We start from the raw sequence: 23,667 nt of genomic DNA, 5'->3' as shown, positions 1-23,667 counted from the left end.
CTCTGTCCCGTTAATATTGATCCCGATCGCGTCGGCGGTCCCCGGATCCTTCGCGGGGGCCCTCGCGCCGGCCACGTTTTAGAGGCTGATCGGCCGGTTGGAAACGCGCCACAAGGTCCGACAGATGCTCAATTTCGTCAATGGCGATGCCCTCCGGCGCCCGCGGGGCAGGCCCCGACCCACTGCGAACCTGCGGAACGAGGGCGCTTCGAAAGCCGAGCTTGGCGGCCTCCCGCAACCGGGCTTCGCGCTGCCCCACCGGACGGACCTCGCCGCCAAGGCCGATTTCCCCGAATACCACCATGTCGCCCGGGACCTGTTCGTCGGCCAGCGAGGAGATGACCGCCGCGGCCACGGCGAGGTCGGCGGCCGGCTCGCCGATCCGGAGGCCGCCCGCCACGTTCAGATAGACGTCATTGGCGCCGACCGTGACGCCGCAACGGGCCTCCAGCACGGCCAGAACCATGGCGAGGCGGTTCGAATCCCAGCCGACCACGGCCCGTCGGGGTGTGGCGAGCGAAGAGGGGCTGACCAGCGCCTGGATCTCGACCAGCAAGGGCCGGGTGCCCTCGATGCCGGCGAAGACGCAGGTGCCCGAGACATGACCGCGACGATCCGCCAGGAACAGGGCCGAGGGATTGGCGACATCGGAAAGTCCGCGGTCGGACATCTCGAAGACGCCGATCTCGTCGGTCGGGCCGAAGCGGTTCTTGACCGTGCGCAGGATGCGGAACTGGTGGCCGCGCTCGCCCTCGAAGTAGAGCACCGTGTCGACCATGTGCTCGAGCACACGCGGACCCGCGATGGCGCCGTCCTTGGTGACGTGGCCGACCAGCAGCACGGCGATGCCGCGGCGCTTGGCAAGTTCGACCAGCGCCTGTGCCGAGGCGCGCACCTGCGTGACGGTACCGGGTGTCGAATCGACGGTGTCGAGCCACATGGTCTGGATCGAATCGATGACCGCCACCTTGGGAGCGTCAGGCTGCTCCAGCGAGGCAACGATGTCGCGCACGGACGTGGCGGCGACCAGCTGAACCGGGGCGTCGGCCAGGCCCAGCCGTTCGGCCCGCAGCCGGACCTGATCGACGGCCTCTTCGCCGGAAATATAGGCACAGGCGGTGTTCTGTCTGGCGAGCGCCGCCGCCATCTGCAGCAACAGGGTAGACTTGCCGATCCCGGGATCGCCGCCGATCAGCAGCGCGGAGCCGACGACCAGACCGCCACCGCAGACGCGATCGAATTCGTTGATGCCGCTCTTGAGGCGCGGCGGCTGCGGCGTCGAGCCGGTGAGGCCCGTGAAGTCGAGCAGGCGGCCCTTGCCGCGACGGGCCATCGCGCCGCCGGCCGGGCCGGGCGCGGGAGCGGCCTCCTCGACGATGGTGTTCCACTCACCGCAGGATTCGCAACGGCCGCTCCATTTGGTCGTGACGGCCCCGCAGGACTGGCAGACGAAGCGCTTGAGCGGCCGTGCCAAGGTCAGAACTTCCGGACCTGCATACGGATCGGACCTTCGGCCCGGCCGTGGATGAACTGGTCCACATAGGCGTTCCCCGAGCGGTCGATGTCCGCGACGGGCCCCTGCCAGATCAGCTTGCCCTCGTGCAGCATGCCGATTCGGTGGCCGATCTTGCGGGCGCTCGCCATGTCGTGGGTGATCGAGACCGCCGTCGCGCCGAGGTCGCTGACGCACTTCACGATCAGGTCGTTGATGACGTCGGCCATGATCGGATCGAGGCCGGTCGTCGGTTCGTCGAAGAAGATGATCTCGGGCTCGCGGGCGATGGCGCGGGCCAGCGCCACGCGCTTCTGCATGCCGCCCGACAATTCCGAAGGGAAGAGGTCGCCGATTTCGGGGCCCAGGCCGACCGCGCCCAGCTTGGCGACGGCGACTTCACGGGCTTGGGCGGGGGCCATGCCGTCGCTCTGGATGGGGCCGAAGGCGACGTTCTCCCAGACGCGCAGCGAATCGAACAGCGCCCCGCCCTGGAACAGCATGCCGAACTTGCGCATGACGCGCGCCCTGTTGCGGTCGCTGAGGTCTCGTGTTTCCTCGCCGTCGATCTTGATCGAGCCGTTTTCCGGCCGAAGCAGACCGAGGATGCATTTCAGCAGCACCGACTTGCCGGTTCCGGAGCCGCCGATCACGACCATCGATTCGCCGGGGGCCACGTCGAGCTCGATGCCCTGCAGCACCTTTTTCTGCCCGAAAGCCTTGGTGACGCCGCGCAGCGAGATCTTGGGGGAGGCCATGAGGCGGGAGCCGATCAGCGCGCGAAAAAGGCTTCGGTGATGAAGTAGTTGAACGTCAGGATGAGGATCGACGCCGAGACCACGGCGTTGGTGGTCGCCATGCCGACACCCTGGGCGCCGCCGCGCGACGTGTAGCCGTGGTAGCAGCCCATCAGGGTGATCAGGAAGCCGAACACCGCCGCCTTCACCAGGCCCGAGAAGACGTCTTGGAATTCAAGGAAGTCCATCGTGTTGCGCAGGTAGGCCGCGTCGTTGAAATCGAGCTTGTAGACGCCGACCAGGAAACCGCCCAGCACGCCGATGATGTCGGCGATCAGCACCAGGAACGGCAGGGTGAGGATGCCCGCGATCAGTCGCGGCACGACCAGATACTTGAACGGGTCGGTCGAGAGCGTAGTGAGCGCATCGATCTGTTCGGTGACCCGCATGGTGCCGATCTCGGCGGCCATCGCCGCGCCGACGCGACCTGCGACCATCAGGCCCGCCAGCACGGGACCCAGTTCGCGAGTCAGCGAGACCACGACGACATTGGGAATCGCGCTCTCGGCGGAGAAGCGTGCGAAGCCGGTGTAGCTCTGCAGCGCCAGCACCATGCCGGTGAAGATCGCGGTGAGGCCGACCACAGGCAGCGAGTAATAGCCGATTTCCATAATCTGCCGGAGGATCTGCCGGCGGTAGTAGGGCGGCTGCAGACCCTGCCGGATCGCCTTGAAGGCAAAAGAGGTAACGCTGCCGATCGCCTCCAGGAAGGCAAGCGTCATGCGCCCCAGCATCGTGACCAGAGGAATGCTCACGCTGCTTCTCCCGCGTCGTCGGCCGGGCCGCCGGCATAGCCGTCGACATAGGCTCGATGGTAGCGCCGGCCGAGCGCGGTCATGATCTCATAGGCGTTCGTCCTGGCGTGGTCGGCGAGATCGTCCGGCGTGAGATGCGGGCCCAGCACCTCGACCATGGCGCCGGCCTGGCAGTCGGCCTCCGGCACGTCGGTCACGTCGATGGTCACGAGGTCCATGGAGATACGACCGATCACGGGCACGGTGTGCCCGGCAAGGTGCATGTGGGTGCGGTTGACGAGATTGCGGAAATAGCCGTCCGCATACCCGAGCGCAATCGTGGCGATCCGGCTCGGCCGCGCTGAACGCCAGGCGCCGCCATAGCCCACCGTCTGGAAGGCATCGATCCGGCGGGTCTGAAGAATATGCGCGTGGAGTGTCACCACGCCCAGCATCGGGTTGGGCTGGCCCGGCAGGGGATTGATGCCGTAGAGCGCCGCGCCCGGGCGCAGCAGGTCGAAATGGAAGTCCGGCCCCAGGAAGATGCCCGAGGAGTTGGCCAGCGAGGTCGGCGCGCCCGGCATCGCGCGCACGAAGGTACGGAAGCGCGAGAGCTGCTCGCCGTTGACCGGGTTTGACGTGTCCTCCGAGGCGACGAGGTGGCTCATGATCAGGGCAAGTCGCAGGCCGCGCAGCCGGCCGCGCTCGTTGATCAGGACCTGAGCGTCCTCGGCAGAGAAGCCCAGCCGGTGCAGGCCGGTGTCGAAATGCACGACGGCGTCGAGCGTCCTGCTGAAGCGCTGGGCGGCGGCCCGCCAGGTGTTGAGCTGCGCCAGGTGATTGAGCACCGGGATGAGACGGTGCTCGACGAAGTCGGGCTCGGTGCCGGGGAGTAGTCCGTTCAGGACGTAGATCGGCGGCTCGGGCAGGACGCGGCGGAGCGCAATTCCCTCGTCGATATGGGCCACGAAGAAGTGTCGGCAGCCCTCGGCGGCCAGCCGGGCGCCAACCACCGCGGCGCCGGTGCCGTAGGCATCGGCCTTCAGGACGGCGGCGCAGTCGACCTGCCGGCCGGTGGCGCGACCGGCGTCGCGCAACCCGCGCCAGTTGGCCGCGATTGCGCCCAGGTCGATGGAAAGGATCGCGCCGGCCCGCCGGGCCGCGTCGTCGTCGCCGGAGATTGACACACCCTGACCTTAGAACGCCGGTACGGGCTCGTCAGCACCGACATCGAGGTTGCCGAACTTCGTGAACTGTCCTTCGAACGACAGGCGCACGATTCCGGTCGGACCATGGCGCTGCTTGGCCACGATGACCTCCGCCTTGCCGTAGGTTTCCTCGCAGCGCTGCTTCCAGGCGTCGTGGCGTTCGTTGAACTTCTGGTCGCTCTCCTCGGCGCGCCGGGCGGGCTCGGTGCGGGTCAGGTAGTATTCTTCACGGTAGACGAACATCACGACGTCGGCGTCCTGCTCGATCGAGCCCGATTCGCGAAGGTCGGCAAGCTGGGGGCGCTTGTCCTCACGCTGCTCGACGGCGCGGGAGAGCTGTGACAAGGCGACCACCGGAACGTCCAGTTCCTTGGCCAGCGTCTTCAGTCCTCGGGTGATCTCCGAAACCTCCTGGACGCGATTTTCCTGGCGGCTCTTGCCTGACGGATTGAGGAGCTGGAGGTAGTCGACGATGATCAGGCCCAGCCCGTGGGTCCGCTTCAGTCGGCGGGCGCGGGTACGCAGCGCGGCGATGGACAGGGCGGGCGTGTCGTCGATGAAGAAGTTCAGGTGCTCGAGTTCGTGGCTGACGTTCAGCACCCTGTCGAACTCGGTGCTGTTCATCTCACCCTTGCGAATCTTCTCGGAGGAGAGTTCGGCCTGCTCCGACAGCATGCGGGTGGCGAGCTGCTCGGCGGACATTTCCAGCGAGAAGAACCCGACGACGGCGCCGTCCACCGCCTTGGGATGACCTTCGACGATCTCCTCGCGATACGCCTTGGCGGCGTTGAAGGCGATGTTGGTCGCCAGCGCGGTCTTTCCCATCGAAGGACGGCCGGCGAGGATCAGGAGGTCCGACCTGTGCAGTCCGCCCAGCAACTGATCGAGCTGGCCCAGGCCGGTGGCCACGCCGGTGAGCTTGCCCTCGCGGCCATAGGCCGCTTCGGCGGCAGTCATGGCTTCGGTGAGAGCCATGCGGAACGGCTTGAAGCCGCCTTCGGTCTGGCCGGTCGTGGCCAGGTCGTAGAGCTTCTTTTCGGCAACCTCGATCTGCTGCAGCGCCGTCTCGTCGACGTCGCCGGAGAAGGCGCCGTTGACGACGTTTTCGCCGAGATCGATGAGCTGGCGACGGAGATACAGATCGTGCACCGCCCGACCGAACGCAGCGGCGTCGATCACGTGCACGGAAGCTGCGGCAAGCCGGGCGAGATAGGCCGCGCCACCGGCTTCCTTCATCGCGGGATCCTGCTCGACGTAGGTCTTGAGCGTGACGGCGCTCACCACCTGGCCGCGCTCGATCAGCCGCGATAGCGAATCGTAGAGCTTGCCGTGCGACGGATCGGCGAAATGTTCGGGGCGCAGGAACTCGGCCACGCGCTGATAGGAGGCGTTGTTCACGAGGATGGAGCCGAGCAGCGCCTGCTCCGCTTCGAAGTTGTGCGGCGGCTCGCGCAGGCGCGCCTCTTCGGCGCCCGGCAGGCGCGTGACGTTCGAGGACTCTTTCAGTGGCTCCATCAGATTGTCTTTGCCCAAGATGGGAGGGGGATCACAGCGCAAAGATTTTGAGTGCCCGCTTATCCCGAGCGTAGCGAGGATACCTTCCTATTCGGCCGCCAGGGATCCTGCGACGTTCTTCAGGCGTTCTCCAGACGCCATGTAGTCGCGCGTGAGCGGCACCGCATCCTGCCGCCGGGTGATCTGAATCTGGAAGACCATCTGGTTCATGTACCGGAAGGCCACCTCGCAGCCTGCGAGATAGAATTCCCACATCCGGCAGAAGCGATCGTCGTAGCCGGCGAGATTCTTGATCTGCTGGCGGTTGGCGAGGAAGCGCTCGCGCCAGAGACGCAGCGTCTCTGCATAATGCAGACGCAGCACTTCGATGTCGGTCACCCAAAGTCCTGCCTTCTCGATCGCCGCCAGCACTTCCGACAGGGCGGGGCTGTAGCCGCCGGGGAAGATGTACTTGCGGAGCCAGGTGTTGGTGCCGCCCGGCGGCTCCATGCGGCCGATCGAATGCAGCAGCATCACGCCATCGTCCGCCAGCAGCTCCTTCACCTTCGTGAAGAATTCGAGATAGTGCGCGGAGCCGACATGCTCGAACATGCCGACCGAAACGATGCGGTCGTAGCGACCGGGCTCCTCGCGATAGTCGAGAAGCTTGAAGCGGACCTTGTCCGAGACGCCCTCATCGACGGCGCGGCGGCTCGAAACGCCGTGTTGCTCGCGCGAGAGGGTGACGCCCGTGACATCGACGTCGAAGGCTCGGGCGAGGTAGAGGCCCATGCCGCCCCAGCCCGATCCGATGTCGAGCACCTTCTGGCCGGGACTGAGCAGAAGCTTGGCCGCGATGTGCGCCTTCTTGTCGGCCTGTGCCGTCTCCAGCGGCTCGCTGCCGGTCCTGAAGTAGGCGCAGGAATACTGCCGGTCGCGATCGAGGAAGAAATCGTAGAGTTCACCCTTCAGATCGTAGTGATGTGCCACGTTCTTCTGGGCCTTGCCGATGGGATTGTACTGTTCCAGCACGCGTAGCCACCGCTGGAGCCTATAGGACCAGCGCATCATGGCCGTGGAATCGACGGCGGTCATGTTGCGCCCCAGGAGGTCGAGCAGGCCGTAGAGATCGCCGTGTTCGACGGTGAGGCGGCCGTCCATGTACGCCTCGCCCAGGGCGAGCCGGGGCCGGAAGGCAAGGCGGATGCCGGTCCACCGGTCGTGGACCCGCATGGTCACTGCGGGGCCAGGTCTTGCACCCGTGACCTGATGTGACCGACCAGCTTCATCGATGATGGTCAGTTGGCCTTCGTTCACGACCCGGGCAAGGACCTGCGCAAGCAGCACGACGGATCACTCCAATTTGTCGTGGCATGATGTTAGTCCCATCCGCTTTTTCGACGCAAAGGAATGAATGTGTGAAATTGCCCGAAGATAGTGTGAATGAATCGCATTTGGATTGCCAATATGCACTCCGGGTGATATCCGGGAATTGATACTCACTCGCATCGGAGGAAGACGTGAAGAGACGTGCGCTCGTGAAGACTGGCCTGGCGTTTGGCTCCGGTGTGTTCATCGCCCGACGGGCCTGGGCGCAGGGCGGGACACTCAATCTCTATTCGGCCCGTCACTACAAGACCGACGAAGCCCTGTACGGCAATTTCGCCGACCTGACGGGCATCAAGATCAACCGCATCGACGCCGAGCCCGATCCGCTCATCCAGCGTCTTCGCACCGAAGGCGACAAGAGCCCGTGCGACGTGTTCATCACGGTCGACGCCGGCCGCATCGAGCGCGCGCGCGAGATGGGGCTGCTGCAGGCGACCGATTCGGCCGTTCTGGTCAAGGCCATCCCCCCGCACCTGCGCGATCCCGACAACACCTGGTTCGGCTTCTCCAAGCGTGCCCGAGTCTTCGTCTTCAACAAGGAGAAGATGCAGGCTGCCACCGGCCCACAGAACTACGAGGATCTCGCCGATCCCAAGTGGAAGGGCAAGGTGCTGATGCGTTCATCGGGCAACATCTACAATCAGTCGCTCACCGGCTCAGTGCTGGCGGCCAACGGTCCGGAGAAGACGGAAGCCTGGGCGAAGGGCGTCGCCGCCAACGTGGCGCGTCCGCCGCGCGGCGGCGATACCGACCAGATCAAGGCCGCCGCAGCCGGCGAGGGCGACGTCGCCGTCGTGAACACCTACTACTTCGTCAACCTGATGCGCTCGGCCAAGCCGGAGGACCGCGAGGTCGTCGCCAAACTGGGCGTGATCTTCCCGAACCAGGCCAACCGCGGCACTCACGTGAACCTGAGCGCGGGTGGTATCGCCAAGCACGCGCCGAATAAGCAGGCGGCGGTCAAGTTCCTCGAGTACCTGGTCTCGCCGCAGGCCCAGAAGTACTTCGCCGACGGCAATTCGGAGTACCCGGTCGTGGCCTCGGTCGAACTGTCGCCGCAGCTAAAGGCGCTCGGCACCTTCAAGGAAGATCAGCTCAACGCCCGCGTCTTTGCGCAGAACAACGCCGAGGCGCTGAAGATCATGGACCGGGCCGGCTGGAAGTAGGCCGTCCCGACGCCGCCACAGTGCGGCTCAGGAGGATCACCGGCGCAAGCGACACGGTGACAATGAGGATCGATCCGACGGCCGCCTGGGCGAGGCGCTCGTCGGATGCGAAACGGTAAACCCCGATGGCCAGCGTGTCGAAGTTGAAGGGCCGAATCAGCAGGGTTGCCGGCAGCTCCTTCAGGACCTCGACGAATGCGACGATGCCGGCCGTCAGGGCCGGTGCCCGCAGCATGGGCAGGTGGATGCGCCACAGGACTTCGCGTGGCCGGGCCCCGAGGATCCGCGCGCTGGCGTCCATGGCTGGATCGATCGCGGCAAGTCCGGGCGCGACGTTGGCCATGCCGACGGCGAGGAAGCGAACCGTATAGGCGATGACCAGGGCGAAGGCGGTGCCGCTCAGCAGCAGGCCGGTCGGAACGCCGAGCACCTGCCGCGAGAGCAGGTCGAGGCCGCGATCGGCGAACGCCAGCGGCAGCAGCACGCCGACGGCAATGACGGCGCCGGGGATGGCGTAGCCGAGCGACGCGAAGGCGATGGTGCGGTGGAGAAACCGGCGGCGGACAAGCCGTCCAGCGTAGCTCAGGAATACGGCAAGACCGACGATGATCGCTGCCGCCACCGTCGCCAGGAGCAGGCTGTTCAGGGCATCGCCGATGAATTGCCGGTCGGTCACCAGCACTCCGGACGACAAAGCCAACTGCGCGAGGTGCGCCGTCGGCACGACGAAGCCGAGCAGGATCGGCAGGGCGCAGGCGGCCAGCGCGGCGAGGCCCGCGATCAGGGGAAGCTGCACCGGCTCGGCGACGTAGCGCAGGTTCGAAGCGATCGTGAACCGCGCCCGTCCGCGCGACCGAAACTCCACCGCGACGAGGGCGATCGCGATCAGGATGAGGACCATGGAGAGCTGAGCGGCACCCTCGCGGTTTCCCATGCCGTACCAGGTCCGGTAGATCGCGGTGGTGAAGGTGTGGATGCCGTAATACTGGACGGTGCCGAAGTCGGCGAGGGTCTCCAGCAGGGCGAGGGCCGCGCCTGCGGCGATGGCGGGTCGGGCCAGCGGCAGGCCGATGCGCAGGAAGGTGCGCCACGGCCCGTTGCCGAGGATGCGGCTCGCCTCGAGCAGCGACTGTGACTGGGCAAGGAACGCCGCGCGCGCAGCCAGATAGACGTAGGGGTAGAGGACCAGCGTGAAGAGAAGGGCGACGCCCTGGGATGATCCGAAGTTGGGAAACCAGTAGTCGCCACGGCTCCACCCCATGGCGGCGCGCAGCGCCGACTGGAGAGGGCCGGCGAAGGTCAGCAGGTCGGCATAGGCATAGCCGATGATGTAGGTCGGCATGACGAGCGGCAACAGCAACGCCCATTGCAGCATCCGGCTTCCGGGAAACCGGCACATCGTCACGAGCCAGGCCGTGCCCGTGCCGATCACGACGGTGCCGAGCCCGACGCCGATCAGCAGGACGATGGTGTTGCCCGCGATGTCGCGGAGTTGTGTTTCAGCGAGGTGACGCCAGAGTTCACCCTGGTCGCTGAACAGGCTGGACGCGATTCCGAGCAGGGGCAGCGCGACGACAGCCGCCACAGCGAGGGCGCCCAAACGCCAGATCATCGATGCACCAAAAGAAAACGCATGCCATCGCGGTGCGATGACATGCGTTCGAAGAGCTGCGCAGTGCCTGTCGGCACGCGATTTACTTCTGGTCGGCCGGCGTTTCCTCGGCCGCAGCCTCGGCGGTCTCGCCTTCGCCCTCGGCAGCCTCGGCCGACTTGGCCTCGAACAGTGCGGCGGCCTGGTCGGCTGCGCGCTGAGCTGCTTCCGCGGCTTCCAGGGCCGCACGCTCGGTCTCCGCGACCAGCCTGCCGCCCTTGGCGAGGAATTCGGCTTCCTCGGCAGAACGGGCGACCAACACGGAGATCTCGACCACGACTTCCGGATGGAGGTGGATCTTGATCTTGTGCTCGCCCAGCGCCTTGATCGGCTTGTCCAGTTCGACCTGGCTGCGCTCGATCTTCACGCCCTGCGCGCCGGCGCCGTCGGCGATGTCGCGCGAGGTGACCGAACCGTAGAGCTGCAGCGCCTCGGAGGCCTGGCGGATGATGGTGACCTTGAGGTCGCTCATCTTGGTGCCGACCGCTTCGGCTTCCTGGCGGCGCTCGAGATTCTGCGCCTCCAGGACCTTACGCTGCGATTCGAAGTAGGTGATGTTGTCCTTGGTTGCGCGCAGCGCCTTCTTCTGCGGCAGGAGGAAGTTGCGGGCGAAGCCGGGCTTCACCTTCACAACGTCGCCCATCTGGCCGAGCTTCGGCACGCGCTCAAGCAGGATGACGTTCATCGGCATGATTTCGTCTCCCGACTAGGCGATGAGGTAGGGCAGGAGCGCCAGGAAACGCGCTCGCTTGATCGCCTGGGCGAGTTCGCGCTGCTTCTTGGACGAGACTGCGGAAATGCGGCTCGGAACGATCTTGCCGCGTTCGGAAATGAAGCGCTGCAGGAGGCGAACGTCCTTGTAGTCGATCTTCGGAGCGTTGGCGCCGGAGAACGGGCAGCTCTTGCGGCGGCGGGTGAATGGACGACGCTGGGCGCTCATGCTTCTTCTCCCGTGTCAGCAACCAACGGAGCGGCAACGCCTTCGTCGCCGAAGCGCGGACGCTCGCGACGCGGCGGGCGATCGCCCCAACGGTCGCCACGATCGCCGCCCGGACGGTCGGACTTCTCGGCGCTGCGGACCATGATGGCCGACGGCACTTCCTCGAGCTCGTCGACGCGCACGGTCATGTAGCGAATGATGTCTTCGTTGATCGACATCGTGCGCTCAAGCTCCTTCACCGCCGCCGACGGGGCGTCGATGTTGAGCAGCGTGTAGTGACCCTTGCGGTTCTTCTTGATGCGGTAGGTCAGCGAACGCAGGCCCCAGTACTCCTTCTTGGAGACGGTGCCGCCCAGGCTGGTGACCAGTTCGGCGAACTGGGTGGTCAGGGCCTCCACCTGCGTCGTCGCAACGTCCTGACGCGCAATGAAGACATTCTCGTAGAGTGCCATGTAGATTCGGCTCCTTATGGCTGTTAGCGACCCGGAGTTCCGAGGAACCGGTCGGATCTAGCCGTCCCATCGCGGAATGCGCCGGGGCGGCAAGGAGATCGGGGTCGACTGAGGCCCCGAAGAGGGGCGGTTATACAGGCAAGCGGCCTGAAAGCAAGTATTCCCCACGCGGCTTGACTGCGTTGGTTACGCCGGTATGACTGCCGCAATTCAAGCCGAATCTAGGGGAAAACGCGCATGAGTCGGGCTTTTGTCTTTCCGGGACAGGGATCGCAGGCCGTTGGCATGGGCGGCGACCTCGCCGGCGCCTTTGCCACCGCCCGGGAGGTCTTCGGCGAAGTCGACGAGGCGCTGAAGCAGAATCTCTCGAAATTGATGCGGGAAGGGCCGGAGAGCGACCTCGTCCTGACCGAGAACGCCCAGCCCGCCCTCATGGCCGTCAGCGTCGCAGTCGCCCGGATTCTGGAGACGGACGGGGGCAAGCCGCTGTCGTCGCTCGCCGCCTATGTCGCGGGCCACTCGCTCGGCGAGTATTCCGCGCTTGCCGCGGCCGGCGCTCTCAAGCTCCCGGATGCCGCGCGCCTCCTGAAGCTGCGGGGGCAGTCGATGCAGAAGGCCGTGCCGGTCGGCGTCGGCGCCATGGCGGCCCTGCTCGGGATCGAGCTGGAGGCCGCCCAGGAAGCCTGTAAGGAAGCGGCCCAGGGAGAGGTGGTCGCGGTCGCAAACGACAATGGCGGCGGCCAGATCGTCGTCAGTGGCCACAAGGAAGCGGTCGAGCGGGCCATCGAGGCCGCCAAGTCCCGGGGGTGCAAGCGCGGCATGATGCTGCCGGTGAGCGCACCCTTCCATTGCCCGCTGATGCAGCCTGCCGCCGATGCGATGAAGGTCGCGCTGGAGGAGGTGGTGTTGATGCCGCCGCGCGTGCCGCTCGTTTCCAACGTGCTGGCCTCCGAGCTCAGCGACCCTGATTCCATCAAGCAGCGGCTGGTGGAACAGGTGACCGGCCTCGTTCGTTGGCGCGAGAGCGTGGAGTATATGAAAACCAAGGGCGTCGACGCGCTGGTCGAGTGCGGCACCGGCAAGGTCCTGTCGGGTCTCGTCAAGCGTATCGACAAGGACATGACCGGCCTGGCACTGAACACGCCTTCTGACATCGAAGCCTTCCTGAAGACGGCATAAGGAGAGAATGCCATGTTCGATCTGACCGGCAAGGCAGCTCTCGTGACCGGTGCGTCCGGTGGCATCGGCGGCGCGATCGCGCGTGCGCTGCACAAGCAGGGCGCGACCGTCACCCTGTCAGGCACCCGCGCCGAGGCGCTGGAAGGGCTCAAGGCCTCGCTCGGCGAACGAGCGCACGTCGTCGCCGCCAGGATGGACGATCCGGCCGACATCGAGCGGCTCGCGAAGGAGGCGGAAGCCGCGATGGGCGGCAAGCTCGACATCCTCGTGAACAATGCAGGCATCACGCGCGACAACATCTCGATGCGCATGAAGGACGAGGAATGGGAGAAGGTCCTGCAGGTCAACCTGACCGGGACCTTTCGCCTGACCCGCGCGACGATGCGCGGAATGATGAAGCGGCGCTTCGGCCGGGTCATCAACATCACCTCGATCGTGGGCGTCACCGGCAATCCGGGCCAGGCCAACTATGCAGCCGCCAAGGCCGGCCTGATCGGGATGTCGAAGTCGCTGGCACAGGAGCTGGCGTCGCGGGGCATCACCGTGAACTGCCTGGCACCCGGCTTCATCGCCACGCCGATGACCGACGTGCTGACCGACGACCAGAAAAAAGCCATTCTGGGGCGTGTTCCTGCCGACCGGCTGGGTACGCCCGAAGAGATTGCGGCCGGCGTGGTCTATCTCGCCAGCGACGAGGCCGCCTACGTCACAGGTCAGACGCTGCACATCAACGGCGGGATGGCCATGATCTGAGACTCAGGCCTACAAGTGCCTGATTCTGTGGGCTTTTCGGACCTAGCCAATGGCACGGGAGCTATGTTAAGAGCCCGGCATTCGCCAACCCCCTGGCGACCGGAATTTGTTGGATACACGGGAAGGATAAGACAATGAGCGATATTGCCGAGCGCGTTAAGAAGATCGTCGTCGAGCATCTCGGCGTCGAGGCCGCGCAGGTCAAGGAAGAGGCCAAGTTCATTGACGATCTGGGCGCGGACAGCCTCGACACGGTCGAGCTGGTGATGGCGTTCGAGGAAGAGTTCGGCATCGAGATTCCCGACGATGCAGCGGAGAAGATCCAGACCGTCGGCGACGCCATCGGCTTCATCAAGGGCACCGCGAAGTCCTGACCCTCACCGGTTCCTGGACGAGGAAGGGCGGACGATGAGGCGTGTTGTCGTAACCGGCATGGGTATGGTGACGCCGTTGGGTGACGGCGTCGACACGAACTGGCGCCGCCTGATGGCGGCCGAGTCCGGCATCCGGTCGATCCAGGCTTTCGACACTTCGGACCTCGCGACCAAGATCGCGGGCGAGGTGCCCCAGGGCGACAAGGCAAACGGCCACTTCAACGTGGACGACTACCTTGCGCCCAAGGAGCAGCGGAAGCTCGACAAGTTCATCATCTTCGGAATCGCGGCCGCCCAGCAGGCGGTCGAGGATTCCGGGTGGATGCCGCAGGACGAGGAGGGTCTCAACCGGACCGGCGTCATGATCGGCTCCGGCATCGGCGGCCTCCAGACGATCTACGAGACGTCGCTGATTCTGAAGGAGCGGGGACCTCGCCGTGTCAGCCCGTTCTTCATACCGTCGGCGCTGATCAACCTCGTCTCGGGACAGGTCTCGATCAAGTACGGCTTCAAGGGACCGAATCACGCCGTCGTCACCGCCTGCGCCACGGGCGCACACGCGATCGGCGATGCGGCCCGGCTGATCCAGTACGAGGACGCCGACGTCATGGTCGCCGGCGGCGCCGAAGCCGCGATCTGCCGGATCGGCATCGCGGGCTTCAATGCCTGCAAGGCGCTGTCGACCGACTTCAACGATACGCCGACACAGGCCTCGCGTCCCTGGGACAAGCGGCGCGACGGCTTCGTCATGGGCGAGGGTGCCGGCTGCCTCGTGCTTGAAGAATACGAGCACGCCCGGAAGCGCGGCGCCAAGATCTATGCCGAGATTCTGGGCTATGGCCTGTCGGGTGACGCCTATCACATCACGGCTCCGTCCGAGGACGGCGACGGTGCCATGCGCGCCATGAAGGCGGCGCTCAAGCGCGCCAATCTGGGTACGGACCAGATCGACTATGTGAATGCGCACGGCACGTCGACGATGGCCGACGTGATCGAGCTCGGCGCCGTGAAGCGCACCTTCGGTCAGGATGTCTACAGTCTGTCGATGTCGTCGACCAAGTCGGCGACCGGCCATTTGCTGGGGGCTGCCGGTGCGATCGAGGCCATCTATGCGATCAAGTCGCTGATCGATCAGGCCGTTCCGCCGACTCTCAATCTCGACGAGCCGGACGAGGGCTGCGACATCGATCTCGTTCCGAAGCAGGCCAAGCAGCGCAAGGTCCGCCACGCGTTGAGCAACTCGTTCGGCTTTGGCGGCACCAACGCGTCCCTGATCGTCGGACCCGTCTGATATCTTTCTGAGGAGCTGAGTCATGCTCAGCTACTTCCGCTGGGTTCTCTTCTTCATCGCCCTGTTCGTCACCCTGATGGGCGGTTCGATCTATGTCGGTCATGCCATCCTCACGGCCCAGGGGCCGCTTGAGCGGACCAAGAACATCGTAATCCCGCGCGGCGCGGGTCCGGCCACCATGTCCAAGCTTCTGCAGGAGGAGGGTGTCATCGCCCATCCTCGCCTGTTCCGCCTGGCCCTGATGATCGATCCCTCGCCCAAGCCCATCAAGGCGGGCGAGTACGAGGTGCCGGCCCATACCTCGATGCACGCGCTCGTGGAGCTTCTGCAGTCGGGGAAGGTCGTGCAGCGTCGCCTCACGATTCCCGAGGGCATGACGACGCCCGAAGTGCTGGAACTTGTCCGGAAGACCGAAGCGTTGACGGGTGACATCACGCTCGACGTGAAGGAGGGCGATCTCCTGCCGGAAACCTACTTCTATTCGCGCGACGACACTCGCGACGGGCTGCTCCTGCGCATGAAGGAGGCAATGGACAAGACGCTCGACGAGGCGTGGCGCAAGCGCGCCGCCGGGCTGCCGCTCGCCAACAAGCGCGAGGCGCTCATCCTGGCGTCGATGATCGAGAAGGAGACGGCGGTGCCGTCCGAACGCACCCGGGTGGCCGCGGTGTTCATCAACCGGCTGCGCCGTCGCATGAAACTCGAGAGCGATACCACCACGATCTACGGTCTGACCGAGGGCAAAGCGCCCATCGGTCGCGATCTGACGCGGGCCGACCTGCAATCGAACACCCCGTTCAACACCTATGTGATCGCGGGCCTGCCGCGCGGGCCGATCTGCAATCCCGGACGTGCTTCGATCGTCGCGGCGACCAACCCGGCGCGCGACCGGTCGCTCTTCTTCGTGGCCGACGGACAGGGCGGCCACGCCTTTGCGCTGACGTTGCCCGAGCACAATCGCAACGTCGAGCGCTGGCGCCAGATCCAGCGCGAGCGGGCGGAATCCCAGACGCAGCCGCAAGCGCCGGCGCCACAGGCGCCGCCGACCACCCGGCAGTAGATCATGCCGGCGGTCCTGCTGGCGCTTCTGGTCCTGGCGGCGATCGCGCTCGTGGCCGCCTGGTTCCTGCGAGCCAACCCGTCCTCGATGGCGCGGGTGCTGCGGGTCGTCATGGTGGTCCTGGGCGGCATAGGCGTGGGCGGGATGCTGATTTTCGGCCTGCGCTTCCTGCCTGGCCTCCTGCCGGAGCTGATGGGACTGGCGGGCGTGGTCATCACTGCGCTGATCGCGCGGGCCGTCAGGAATCGCCCGTCCGGTGGCTTCAGCTCGCCGGGAACCGGACAGCGCACCGAGGTTGGCACGGCCTTCCTCAAGGCCTGGATCGATCATGGTAGCGGCGACGTCGGCGGCACGGTGCTGGTCGGCCGATTTGCCGGGCGCACTCTCGATGCATTGACGGACGCCGAGCTCATCGACTTGCGGGCGGAATGCGCGGCCGATTCCGATTCGCTTCGTGTCCTCGAAGCCTATCTCGACCGCCGGCTCGGCGCCGACTGGCGTAACACGCAGCAGACGCCACCGCCCCGCGGCCCGCGTACCGACATGACACGTGAAGAGGCGTTGGCCGTGCTGGGGCTGGCCGAAGGGGCCAGTGTCGATGACATCCGGGCGGCGCACCGGCGACTGATCCAGCGCATGCATCCCGATGTCGGTGGAACGGCGGACCTCGCCGCGCGTATCAACCGCGCCAAGGATGTGCTGCTCGGTGGATGACCTTGCCAGAGCGCGCGCTGACATGGCATCAAACGCAGCCCGTGGGCCCTCTCGCCACGGTCCTGTCAAATCATTGATTTTAATATGCAATCCCGCCGTTCAATGAGGTCGAAAAGCATGGCGCTGCCTGTTCGTAAAGCCGTCCTGCCGGTCGCCGGTCTGGGCACCAGGTTCCTTCCCGCAACGAAGGCCATGCCGAAGGAGATGCTCACCGTCGTCGATCGCCCCCTCATTCAGTACGCGGTCGAGGAATGCCTCGCCGCCGGCATCGAGGAGTTCGTCTTCGTGTCGGGGCGCAACAAGGGCGCGCTGGAGGATCACTTCGATCACGCCTACGAGCTCGAGGCGACGCTCGAGCAGCGCAAGAAGGCGGCGGAGCTGAAGCAGACACAAGGCGCCACGATCAAGCCGGGCAACGCCATCTTCACGCGGCAGCAGAAGCCCCTTGGTCTCGGCCACGCCGTATGGTGCGCCCGTCACTGGATCGGGAGAGAGCCGTTCGCCGTCCTGCTGCCGGACGAACTGACGATCGACACACCGAGCTGCATCGGGCAGCTGGTCCAGGCGCATGAGAAGACCGGCGGCAGCGTGGTGGCCGTGATGGAAGTACCGCGCGAGCAGACGAAGAGCTACGGTATCGCAGCCGTGAAGAACGAAAAGGGCAACCTGTCGGAGATCACCGGCATGGTGGAGAAGCCCAAACCGGAAGAGGCGCCTTCCACCCTGGCGCTGATCGGCCGTTACGTTCTGCTGCCGGAAGTCTTCGATCACCTCGACCGGCACGAAGCCGGCGCCGGCGGCGAGATCCAGCTCACGGACGCCATGGCCAGGATGATCGGGCAGAGCCCGTTCCATGCGCTGCGCTATGCCGGGCAGCGCTATGATTGCGGCAGCCGCCTCGGCTTTCTCGAAGCCAATGTCGCCGTGGCCCTGCATCGGACAGATACCAGTGCAGACACGCGGGCACTTCTGACTCGTATGCTGAAAGGCTGAGTACATGCGTATAGCGATGATCGGGTCTGGCTACGTCGGTCTGGTGTCCGGGGCGTGTTTCGCTCATTTCGGGCACGACGTTTTCTGCGTCGACAAGGATGCGGGGAAGATCGACCGGCTGCTGAAGGGCGTGATGCCGATCTACGAGCCCGGTCTCGACAAGCTTGTGGCGGACAATGTGGAGGCGGGCAGGCTGCGGTTCGGGACGGACCTTGCGGCGGCGGCGGGGGATGCGGATGCGGTGTTCATCGCGGTGGGGACGCCGACGCGTCGGGGCGACGGGCATGCCGACCTGAGCTACGTCTACGCGGCGGCGGCGGAGATCGCGCGGGCGATCCGGGGCTACACGGTGGTGGTGACGAAGTCGACGGTGCCGGTGGGGACGGGGCGCGAGATCGCGCGGATCATCGGCGAGGCGCGTCCGGCCGGGGAGTTCGACGTGGCGTCGAACCCGGAGTTCCTGCGCGAGGGCGCGGCGATCGAGGACTTCATGAAGCCCGACCGTGTGGTGATCGGGGTGGAGAGCGATCGGGCGCGGGACGTGATGTCGGGGATCTACCGTCCGCTGAACCTGATCCAGACGCCGATGGTGTTCACCAACATCGAGACGGCGGAGGTGACGAAGTACGCGGGCAACGCATTCCTGGCGACGAAGATCACGTTCATCAACGAGATCGCGGACCTGTGCGAGCGGGTTGGAGCGGACGTGCACGACGTGGCGCGGGGGATCGGGCTGGACGGGCGGATCGGTCGGAAGTTCCTGCACCCGGGTCCGGGGTTCGGCGGCTCGTGCTTCCCCAAGGACACGCTGGCGCTGGCCTATACGGCGCGCGAGGCGAATGCGCCGCAGACGATCGTGGAGCAGGTGATCGAGGTGAACAACAGCCGCAAGAAGAAGATGGCGCAGAAGGTCATCGATTTCTGCGGCGGGTCGGTGGCGGGGCTGACGATCGGGGTGCTGGGTCTGACGTTCAAGCCGAACACCGACGACATGCGGGATGCGCCGTCGCTGGACATCGTGCCGGCGCTGCAGGCGGCGGGGGCGAAGGTGGTGGCGTTCGATCCCGAGGGCATGACGGAGGCAGGGCACCTGCTGAAGGACGTGACCTTTGCGAAGACGGCGCACGAGGCGGCGGCCGGGGCCGACGTTCTGGTGGTGATCACCGAATGGCACGAGTTCCGCGGCCTCGACCCGCGCCGTCTCAAGGAGACCATGCGCCAGCCGCGCATCGTCGACCTGCGAAACATCTTCGATCCCGAGGAAATGCGTTCCCTCGGTTTTGCCTACGAAGGCGTCGGCCGCCCTGGCCCGCGCTCATAGTACTTCCTGACGATCCTCTTCCGGAGTTCATTGCATGAGCCAGATGGCGCACAAGTTCGATCCGAGCATCCTGCGTGAGTACGACATCCGCGGCATCGTGGGCGCGACCGTGCACGCCGCGGATGCGCGGGCGATCGGTCGCACGCTCGGCACGCTGGTACGGCGCAAGGGCGGAAAGCGCGTGGCGCTGGGGTACGATGGCCGGCTGAGTTCTCCCGAACTGGCGGCCGCCTGCATCGAGGGCCTGACCGCGGCCGGTATCGACGTGATGGACATCGGCCTCGCGGCGACGCCGATGCTCTACTTCGCCGTCTATCACCTCGAAGCGGACGGCGGCATCCAGATCACCGGATCGCACAACCCGCCCGACTACAACGGCTTCAAGATGATGATGGGCAAGAAGTCGTTCTTCGGCGCCGACATCCAGACGCTGGGAGCGATGGCCGGCAAGGGCGACTGGGAGACGGGGCAGGGCAAGGTCGAGAAGCGACCGGTCCTCGCCGACTATGCGGCGCGGCTGCTGCGTGACGTGAAGCCCGGCAAGAAGCTCAAGGTCGCCTGGGACACCGGCAACGGCGCCGTCGGTGTCTCGATCCGCGCCGTCGTCGACAAGCTCGACGGCGAGCATTTCGTGCTGAACGAGAAGGTCGACGGGACCTTCCCGTCGCATCATCCCGATCCGACCGTGCCGAAGAACCTCGAGCAGCTCATTGCCGAGGTGAAGAAGCAGGGTTGCGACCTCGGCATCGCCTTCGATGGCGACGGCGACCGGATCGGCGCTGTCGACGGCAAAGGCCGCATCCTGTGGGGCGACCAGCTCCTGGTCCTGTGGTCGCGCGACGTGCTGAAGAGCCATCCCGGGGCCACCATCATCGCCGACGTGAAGGCGAGCCAGGTCCTGTTCGACGAGATCGCCAAGGCCGGCGGCAAGCCGATGATGTTCAAGACCGGCCATTCGCTGATCAAGAGCAAGATGGCCGAGATCGGCTCGCCGCTCGCCGGCGAGATGAGCGGCCACGTGTTCTTCGCCGATACCTTCTACGGCTTCGACGACGCGCTCTATTGCGGCCTTCGCCTGCTCAACATCGTGGCCAACGCCAAGGAGAGCCTGGCGGAGATGCGCGACGGGCTGCCGCAGCCGGTCAACACGCCCGAGCTTCGCTTCGACTGCCCGGACGACCAGAAGTTCGGGGTCGTCGAGAAGGTCAAGGCCAAGCTGCAGAAGGATGGCGCCAAGTTCTCCGACATCGACGGCGTGAGGGTCAGCACCAAGGACGGATGGTGGCTGCTGCGGGCGTCCAACACCCAGCCCGTGCTGGTGGCGCGTTGCGAGGCGGCAGACGAAGCCGGTCTCGAGCGGCTCATGACTGACCTCAAGACCGCCCTGGCGGCATGCGGCGTGGAGCTTCCGGACGATGCCTCGTCCGGCCACCACTGATGCGCTTCTTCTTCTATGGCACGTTGCTCGATCGGGACGTGACGGCCCTGGTCCTGGGACGGCGGCTGCCGCCTCAGGCCTATACCGAAGCACGCCTGCCTGGACATGCGCGGCGGCGGGTGCAGGGCGCGACCTATCCCATCGTCATCGCCGATCCGTGCGGCGAGGTGCCGGGCGCGATCGTGGGAGGTCTCAGCGTCCGTGACGTCGCGCACCTCGCAGCCTACGAGGGCCCGGGCTATAGGGTCGTGTCGCTCAGGGTGAAGGTGCGGGGCAGGATGACCGACGTGTCGGTTTTTGAGCCCATCCAGTCGCGGCTAAAGCCCAGCCGGGAATTGTGGGACCTGACGCTCTGGCAGCGTCGTCACAAACGATCGTTCGTAGACCGGCTCAGGCGAGCCCTCAGCGGGCACCCGGCGTATTCCAGGCGGTGACCTGCAGCGCCGAGCAGTAGACTTTCCGCTTCTCGAGGCGCTTGCAGCCTTCGACGGCCTGATTCTGCGACAGGTTGATGAGCCGCGCGCGATGGAATACGCGGTTTGCCATCTGTATCTCGTCGACAATCGCCGAAGCCGAGCGCGCGTCCGGCAAAGCCGCGGTCGCGCGCTCGAGGGCCGCCTGGGCGGCCTGCGGTTCGCTGAACGAACCGACCTGGATCACCCAGCTTCCGAGAGCGGGCATGTCCGAAGAAGCGGAAGGCGCAGCCGGAGGGACGGCTGCAAAGGCTGCCGGGGCAGCCGGTGTTGCCGGCGCGGGCGGAACGAAGCCTGCATACTTGGGGCTGACCTGCTTCGACGGGGTGGCCGGCGGGCGATAGGCCTCCGCGAAGCTGGCGCCGGGATCGAACTGCGCGGCCGTGTAACGGGCCGACGGCGGCTTGCGCACGGACGTCCAGGGCGAGAGCTGCATAGCCGACGCCAGTGTGAAGCTACGATCCATCAGGGCAGCCATCGTGCGGTCTCGCTGGGCAGCGCTGGTGCCACCCATGACGACACCGATCAGGCGGCGGTTGTCGCGTACAGCCGACATCACGAGATTGAAACCCGAGGCGTTCGTGTAGCCGGTCTTCAACCCGTCGGCGCCGTCGTAGTTGCCCAGCATGCGATTGTGATTGGTCAGGACGCGCCCGCGGTAGCTGTAGCTCTGCGCCGAGAAGATCGCATAGTAATGGGGGTAGTCGCGCATCAGCGCATTGGCGAGCTTGGCGAGATCGCGGGCCGTGGTGACTTGCTCGCTGTTCGGCAGGCCCGACGCATTACGGAACACTGTCGAACTCATGCCGAGCTGGCGGGCCTTCTGGGTCATCACGCGGGCGAAAGCCTCCTCGCTCCCCGCGAGACCCTCGGCCAGAAGGACGGCCGCGTCGTTGGCCGAGCGCGTGACCAGCGCCATCGTGGCGTCGCGCACATTCACGGTGCCACCCGGAGTCATGCCCATCTTGGTGGGCGGCGCGTTCAGGGCATTGGCCGATACCGGAAGCCCGTCGCCGAGCGACAGCCGGCCCGAATCCAAGGCCGAGAAGGTGAGGTAGATCGTCATCAGCTTGGTGATCGAGGCCGGATGACGAAGATCGTCGGCATGATCGGCGGCCAGTTCGCGGCCGCTGGTCGCGTCGACGATCAGGTAGGCGTCCTTGGCGGTAACGGCCGGATTGGCGACCCAGGATGAGGAAGTGCTGCGTGCGGAGGCCTTGGCGCGGGCCTTGGCGGGCGGCGCGGCGCGCTTGACCGACTTCGCCTTGGTCTGGGCGTCAACCGGCGATGGCGCGAGCGAGGCACCCAGAAATAGAATGCTGACAGCCAGCCAGGAAAAGCCGACCGCAATTCGCCTGAGGGGAAATATCATTGCGAATACGCCACACGCGAAATCTGATTCTTGTGCTCATCCAATAGGTTATGAGCTGTTGCTCGAACTTTACTAAAGTTTGGGGACCGGTGCAACTTTGGTCCTGCCGTCCTGCTGCCCTAGTTGGTTCGGATTATGCTTGGTTCGCATTGGGAGGCTTGATGAGGGCGTTATTGCTGGCCTTGGCAGCCCTGGGTGTATTCACGGCGGCGCCCACGATGGCGCAGCGGCCCGACCGCAACGTCGAACTCCCGGTCGTGCGCAGTTTCCACTGGTTCGACTTCGTCGCCGCCAATGACATCAGGGATGCTTGCGTGCCGGGCGGCCGGAGCCGTCTCAGGCTTGTCTACAACGCTCTCTGGGAGGAGCAGGTTCGGGCCTACGAGATCTTCCTTCAGCCAGACGGTGTGGCCGGCCTGAACATCGGCGTGCTGGAGGGGCAGGGGTATGCCACGCCGGGCATCACCAACATGCTGATCTCGAACCCGAGGGACATATTCGCACCCTGGAGCATGAAGGGCGGCCAACGCATCCTGACCGTGGACGAAACCCGGGAACTCATCGGGCTGCTGGAAGAGAGCCGCGCCTTTGGCCCGCCGCGGGACGGAATGCGCCTGCCCGACAACGATTTCTGGTGGACGGTCGCCTCGTGCCGCAATGGCGTCTGGGGATTCCAAGCCTATCATTATCCGACCGACGGCTTCGTGAATGTGAAGTTCTCTGCCAGGCTGTTCTCGTGGGACAAGGTGCCGATACCGGTCAATCCGCCCCGCAAGCTGGAGCCAGCGGAATTTCGCCGCGACTGGAACGCTCCGCTTCAGCGCGCCCGCGCCGACCGCTGGATGCTGGTCGTGGGAAAGGATGGTCTTCGGCCGAGGTAGCGGAACCCGTAACGCTACCTATATAATTCAGATGTGTATTGTTCTTGGAGCGTGACGACGACGATGGACTTTCTGCGCAACGCAGGCGAATGGCGGCTCGGCGGGGCGGGCGAACCTCCCCAGCAGCCGCCCGGTGGACCGCCCCAACAGCCGCCGCGTCGAGATGACGGCGAGGGCGGAGACGACGGCCGCACCGGCGCGCTCACGCTCACGCGCACCCGCACGAAGAAGCCGTCGATGTACAAGGTGTTGATGCTGAACGACGATTACACCCCGATGGAATTCGTGGTCGATGTTCTGCAGAACATCTTCCAGAAGAATCGGGAAGAGGCGACCGAGGTCATGCTCCATGTCCATCAGAAGGGCGTGGGGGTCTGTGGTGTCTATACCTACGAAATCGCCGAGACGAAGGTGACGCAAACGGTGGATTACGCCCGCAAGAACCAGCACCCTCTCCAGTGCACGTTGGAGAAAGAGTAACGACGACCGAGTGTA

Annotated in this window: 24 protein-coding genes; 13 read left to right on the top strand and 11 right to left on the bottom strand. The window is 65.6% G+C overall.

The annotated features are described in order from the left end of the window. Positions 1-10: 10 nt before the first annotated feature. The 6 genes from radA to Q7V45_RS12085 all read right to left on the bottom strand — a co-directional run bounded on the left by radA (position 11) and on the right by Q7V45_RS12085 (position 6,958). On the bottom strand, positions 11-1,474 hold the full coding sequence (gene radA, locus Q7V45_RS12110) for a DNA repair protein RadA (RefSeq protein WP_304852186.1): 1,464 nt from the start codon (positions 1,472-1,474) through the stop codon (positions 11-13). 2 nt (positions 1,475-1,476) lie between these two features. Then, positions 1,477-2,250 (bottom strand): ABC transporter ATP-binding protein, encoded by a 774-nt coding sequence (locus tag Q7V45_RS12105; RefSeq protein ID WP_304852184.1) that lies wholly within the window; start codon positions 2,248-2,250, stop codon positions 1,477-1,479. Between the two features lie 14 nt (positions 2,251-2,264). Then, a complete protein-coding gene (locus Q7V45_RS12100) occupies positions 2,265-3,044 on the bottom strand; it encodes an ABC transporter permease (RefSeq protein WP_304852181.1) in 780 nt (259 codons plus the stop codon). Then, complete coding sequence (gene alr / locus Q7V45_RS12095) at positions 3,041-4,210, bottom strand: alanine racemase (protein ID WP_304852179.1); 1,170 nt, start codon at positions 4,208-4,210, stop codon at positions 3,041-3,043. Before alr ends, Q7V45_RS12100 begins: the two co-directional genes overlap by 4 nt. Positions 4,211-4,219: 9 nt before the next feature. Then, complete coding sequence (locus Q7V45_RS12090; RefSeq protein WP_304852177.1) at positions 4,220-5,746, bottom strand: replicative DNA helicase; 1,527 nt, start codon at positions 5,744-5,746, stop codon at positions 4,220-4,222. 87 nt (positions 5,747-5,833) lie between these two features. Continuing rightward, complete coding sequence (locus tag Q7V45_RS12085) at positions 5,834-6,958, bottom strand: cyclopropane-fatty-acyl-phospholipid synthase family protein (protein ID WP_304852175.1); 1,125 nt, start codon at positions 6,956-6,958, stop codon at positions 5,834-5,836. Positions 6,959-7,245: 287 nt separating this feature from the next. Between Q7V45_RS12085 and Q7V45_RS12080 the strand changes: the two genes are divergently transcribed. Further along, positions 7,246-8,280 carry a Fe(3+) ABC transporter substrate-binding protein gene (locus tag Q7V45_RS12080; RefSeq protein WP_304852173.1) on the top strand — a complete coding sequence of 345 codons (1,035 nt, stop codon included), beginning with the start codon at positions 7,246-7,248 and terminating at the stop codon, positions 8,278-8,280. Here Q7V45_RS12080 and Q7V45_RS12075 read toward each other — a convergent pair. From Q7V45_RS12075 to rpsF, 4 genes are all read right to left on the bottom strand, one after another. Then, complete coding sequence (locus Q7V45_RS12075; RefSeq protein WP_304852171.1) at positions 8,255-9,892, bottom strand: iron ABC transporter permease; 1,638 nt, start codon at positions 9,890-9,892, stop codon at positions 8,255-8,257. The two genes, Q7V45_RS12080 and Q7V45_RS12075, sit on opposite strands and share 26 nt — an antisense overlap. A gap of 82 nt (positions 9,893-9,974) precedes the next feature. After that, positions 9,975-10,616, bottom strand: a complete 642-nt coding sequence (rplI, locus tag Q7V45_RS12070) for a 50S ribosomal protein L9 (RefSeq protein ID WP_304852235.1) — start codon at positions 10,614-10,616, stop codon at positions 9,975-9,977. A 21-nt stretch (positions 10,617-10,637) separates the two neighbouring features. Further along, the gene (gene rpsR / locus Q7V45_RS12065) at positions 10,638-10,871 is read right to left on the bottom strand and encodes a 30S ribosomal protein S18 (RefSeq protein ID WP_295135841.1); all 234 of its coding nucleotides are present in this window, start codon (positions 10,869-10,871) and stop codon (positions 10,638-10,640) included. Continuing rightward, entirely contained in the window at positions 10,868-11,323 is a 456-nt protein-coding gene (gene rpsF, locus Q7V45_RS12060) for a 30S ribosomal protein S6 (protein ID WP_304852167.1), read from the bottom strand. Before rpsF ends, rpsR begins: the two co-directional genes overlap by 4 nt. A 237-nt stretch (positions 11,324-11,560) precedes the next feature. On the opposite strand from rpsF, the gene fabD reads away from it, so the two are divergent. The 10 genes from fabD (at position 11,561) to Q7V45_RS12010 (ending at position 20,880) form a co-directional block, all read left to right on the top strand. Further along, positions 11,561-12,502, top strand: a complete 942-nt coding sequence (gene fabD, locus Q7V45_RS12055) for an ACP S-malonyltransferase (RefSeq protein WP_304852165.1) — start codon at positions 11,561-11,563, stop codon at positions 12,500-12,502. Positions 12,503-12,514: 12 nt separating this feature from the next. Further along, positions 12,515-13,255 (top strand): 3-oxoacyl-[acyl-carrier-protein] reductase, encoded by a 741-nt coding sequence (gene fabG / locus Q7V45_RS12050; protein WP_304852163.1) that lies wholly within the window; start codon positions 12,515-12,517, stop codon positions 13,253-13,255. A 134-nt stretch (positions 13,256-13,389) separates the two neighbouring features. After that, the gene (locus Q7V45_RS12045) at positions 13,390-13,629 is read left to right on the top strand and encodes an acyl carrier protein (RefSeq protein WP_295135853.1); all 240 of its coding nucleotides are present in this window, start codon (positions 13,390-13,392) and stop codon (positions 13,627-13,629) included. Between the two features lie 34 nt (positions 13,630-13,663). Continuing rightward, positions 13,664-14,920 carry a beta-ketoacyl-ACP synthase II gene (fabF, locus tag Q7V45_RS12040; RefSeq protein ID WP_304852157.1) on the top strand — a complete coding sequence of 419 codons (1,257 nt, stop codon included), beginning with the start codon at positions 13,664-13,666 and terminating at the stop codon, positions 14,918-14,920. A gap of 22 nt (positions 14,921-14,942) precedes the next feature. Then, complete coding sequence (gene mltG / locus Q7V45_RS12035) at positions 14,943-15,980, top strand: endolytic transglycosylase MltG (RefSeq protein ID WP_304852155.1); 1,038 nt, start codon at positions 14,943-14,945, stop codon at positions 15,978-15,980. Positions 15,981-15,983: 3 nt separating this feature from the next. Continuing rightward, on the top strand, positions 15,984-16,694 hold the full coding sequence (locus tag Q7V45_RS12030) for a molecular chaperone DnaJ (RefSeq protein ID WP_304852153.1): 711 nt from the start codon (positions 15,984-15,986) through the stop codon (positions 16,692-16,694). Positions 16,695-16,811: 117 nt separating this feature from the next. Beyond that, positions 16,812-17,687, top strand: coding sequence for a UTP--glucose-1-phosphate uridylyltransferase GalU (galU, locus tag Q7V45_RS12025; protein WP_304852151.1), 876 nt, complete (start codon positions 16,812-16,814; stop codon positions 17,685-17,687). Between the two features lie 4 nt (positions 17,688-17,691). Further along, entirely contained in the window at positions 17,692-19,008 is a 1,317-nt protein-coding gene (locus Q7V45_RS12020; RefSeq protein WP_304852149.1) for a UDP-glucose/GDP-mannose dehydrogenase family protein, read from the top strand. Between the two features lie 34 nt (positions 19,009-19,042). After that, complete coding sequence (gene pgmG / locus Q7V45_RS12015; protein ID WP_304852147.1) at positions 19,043-20,446, top strand: phosphoglucomutase/phosphomannomutase PgmG; 1,404 nt, start codon at positions 19,043-19,045, stop codon at positions 20,444-20,446. Then, on the top strand, positions 20,446-20,880 hold the full coding sequence (locus tag Q7V45_RS12010; protein ID WP_304852144.1) for a gamma-glutamylcyclotransferase family protein: 435 nt from the start codon (positions 20,446-20,448) through the stop codon (positions 20,878-20,880). Before pgmG ends, Q7V45_RS12010 begins: the two co-directional genes overlap by 1 nt. On the opposite strand, the gene Q7V45_RS12005 is transcribed toward Q7V45_RS12010, so the two are convergent. Further along, positions 20,849-22,291 (bottom strand): D-alanyl-D-alanine carboxypeptidase family protein, encoded by a 1,443-nt coding sequence (locus Q7V45_RS12005; RefSeq protein ID WP_304852142.1) that lies wholly within the window; start codon positions 22,289-22,291, stop codon positions 20,849-20,851. The genes Q7V45_RS12010 and Q7V45_RS12005 overlap by 32 nt on opposite strands. Positions 22,292-22,452: 161 nt before the next feature. Here Q7V45_RS12005 and Q7V45_RS12000 point away from each other — a divergent pair, with 161 nt between their 5' ends. Further along, entirely contained in the window at positions 22,453-23,172 is a 720-nt protein-coding gene (locus Q7V45_RS12000; protein WP_304852139.1) for a hypothetical protein, read from the top strand. 51 nt (positions 23,173-23,223) lie between these two features. Next, entirely contained in the window at positions 23,224-23,652 is a 429-nt protein-coding gene (clpS, locus tag Q7V45_RS11995) for an ATP-dependent Clp protease adapter ClpS (RefSeq protein ID WP_304852137.1), read from the top strand. Positions 23,653-23,667: the final 15 nt, after the last annotated feature.

The sequence above is a fragment of the Reyranella sp. genome (assembly GCF_030651995.1).
In the GTDB taxonomy this organism is placed as follows: Bacteria; Pseudomonadota; Alphaproteobacteria; order Reyranellales; family Reyranellaceae; genus Reyranella.
The sequence above is the reverse complement of the archived record's forward strand: the minus strand, read 5'-3'. Positions and strand labels throughout refer to the sequence as shown.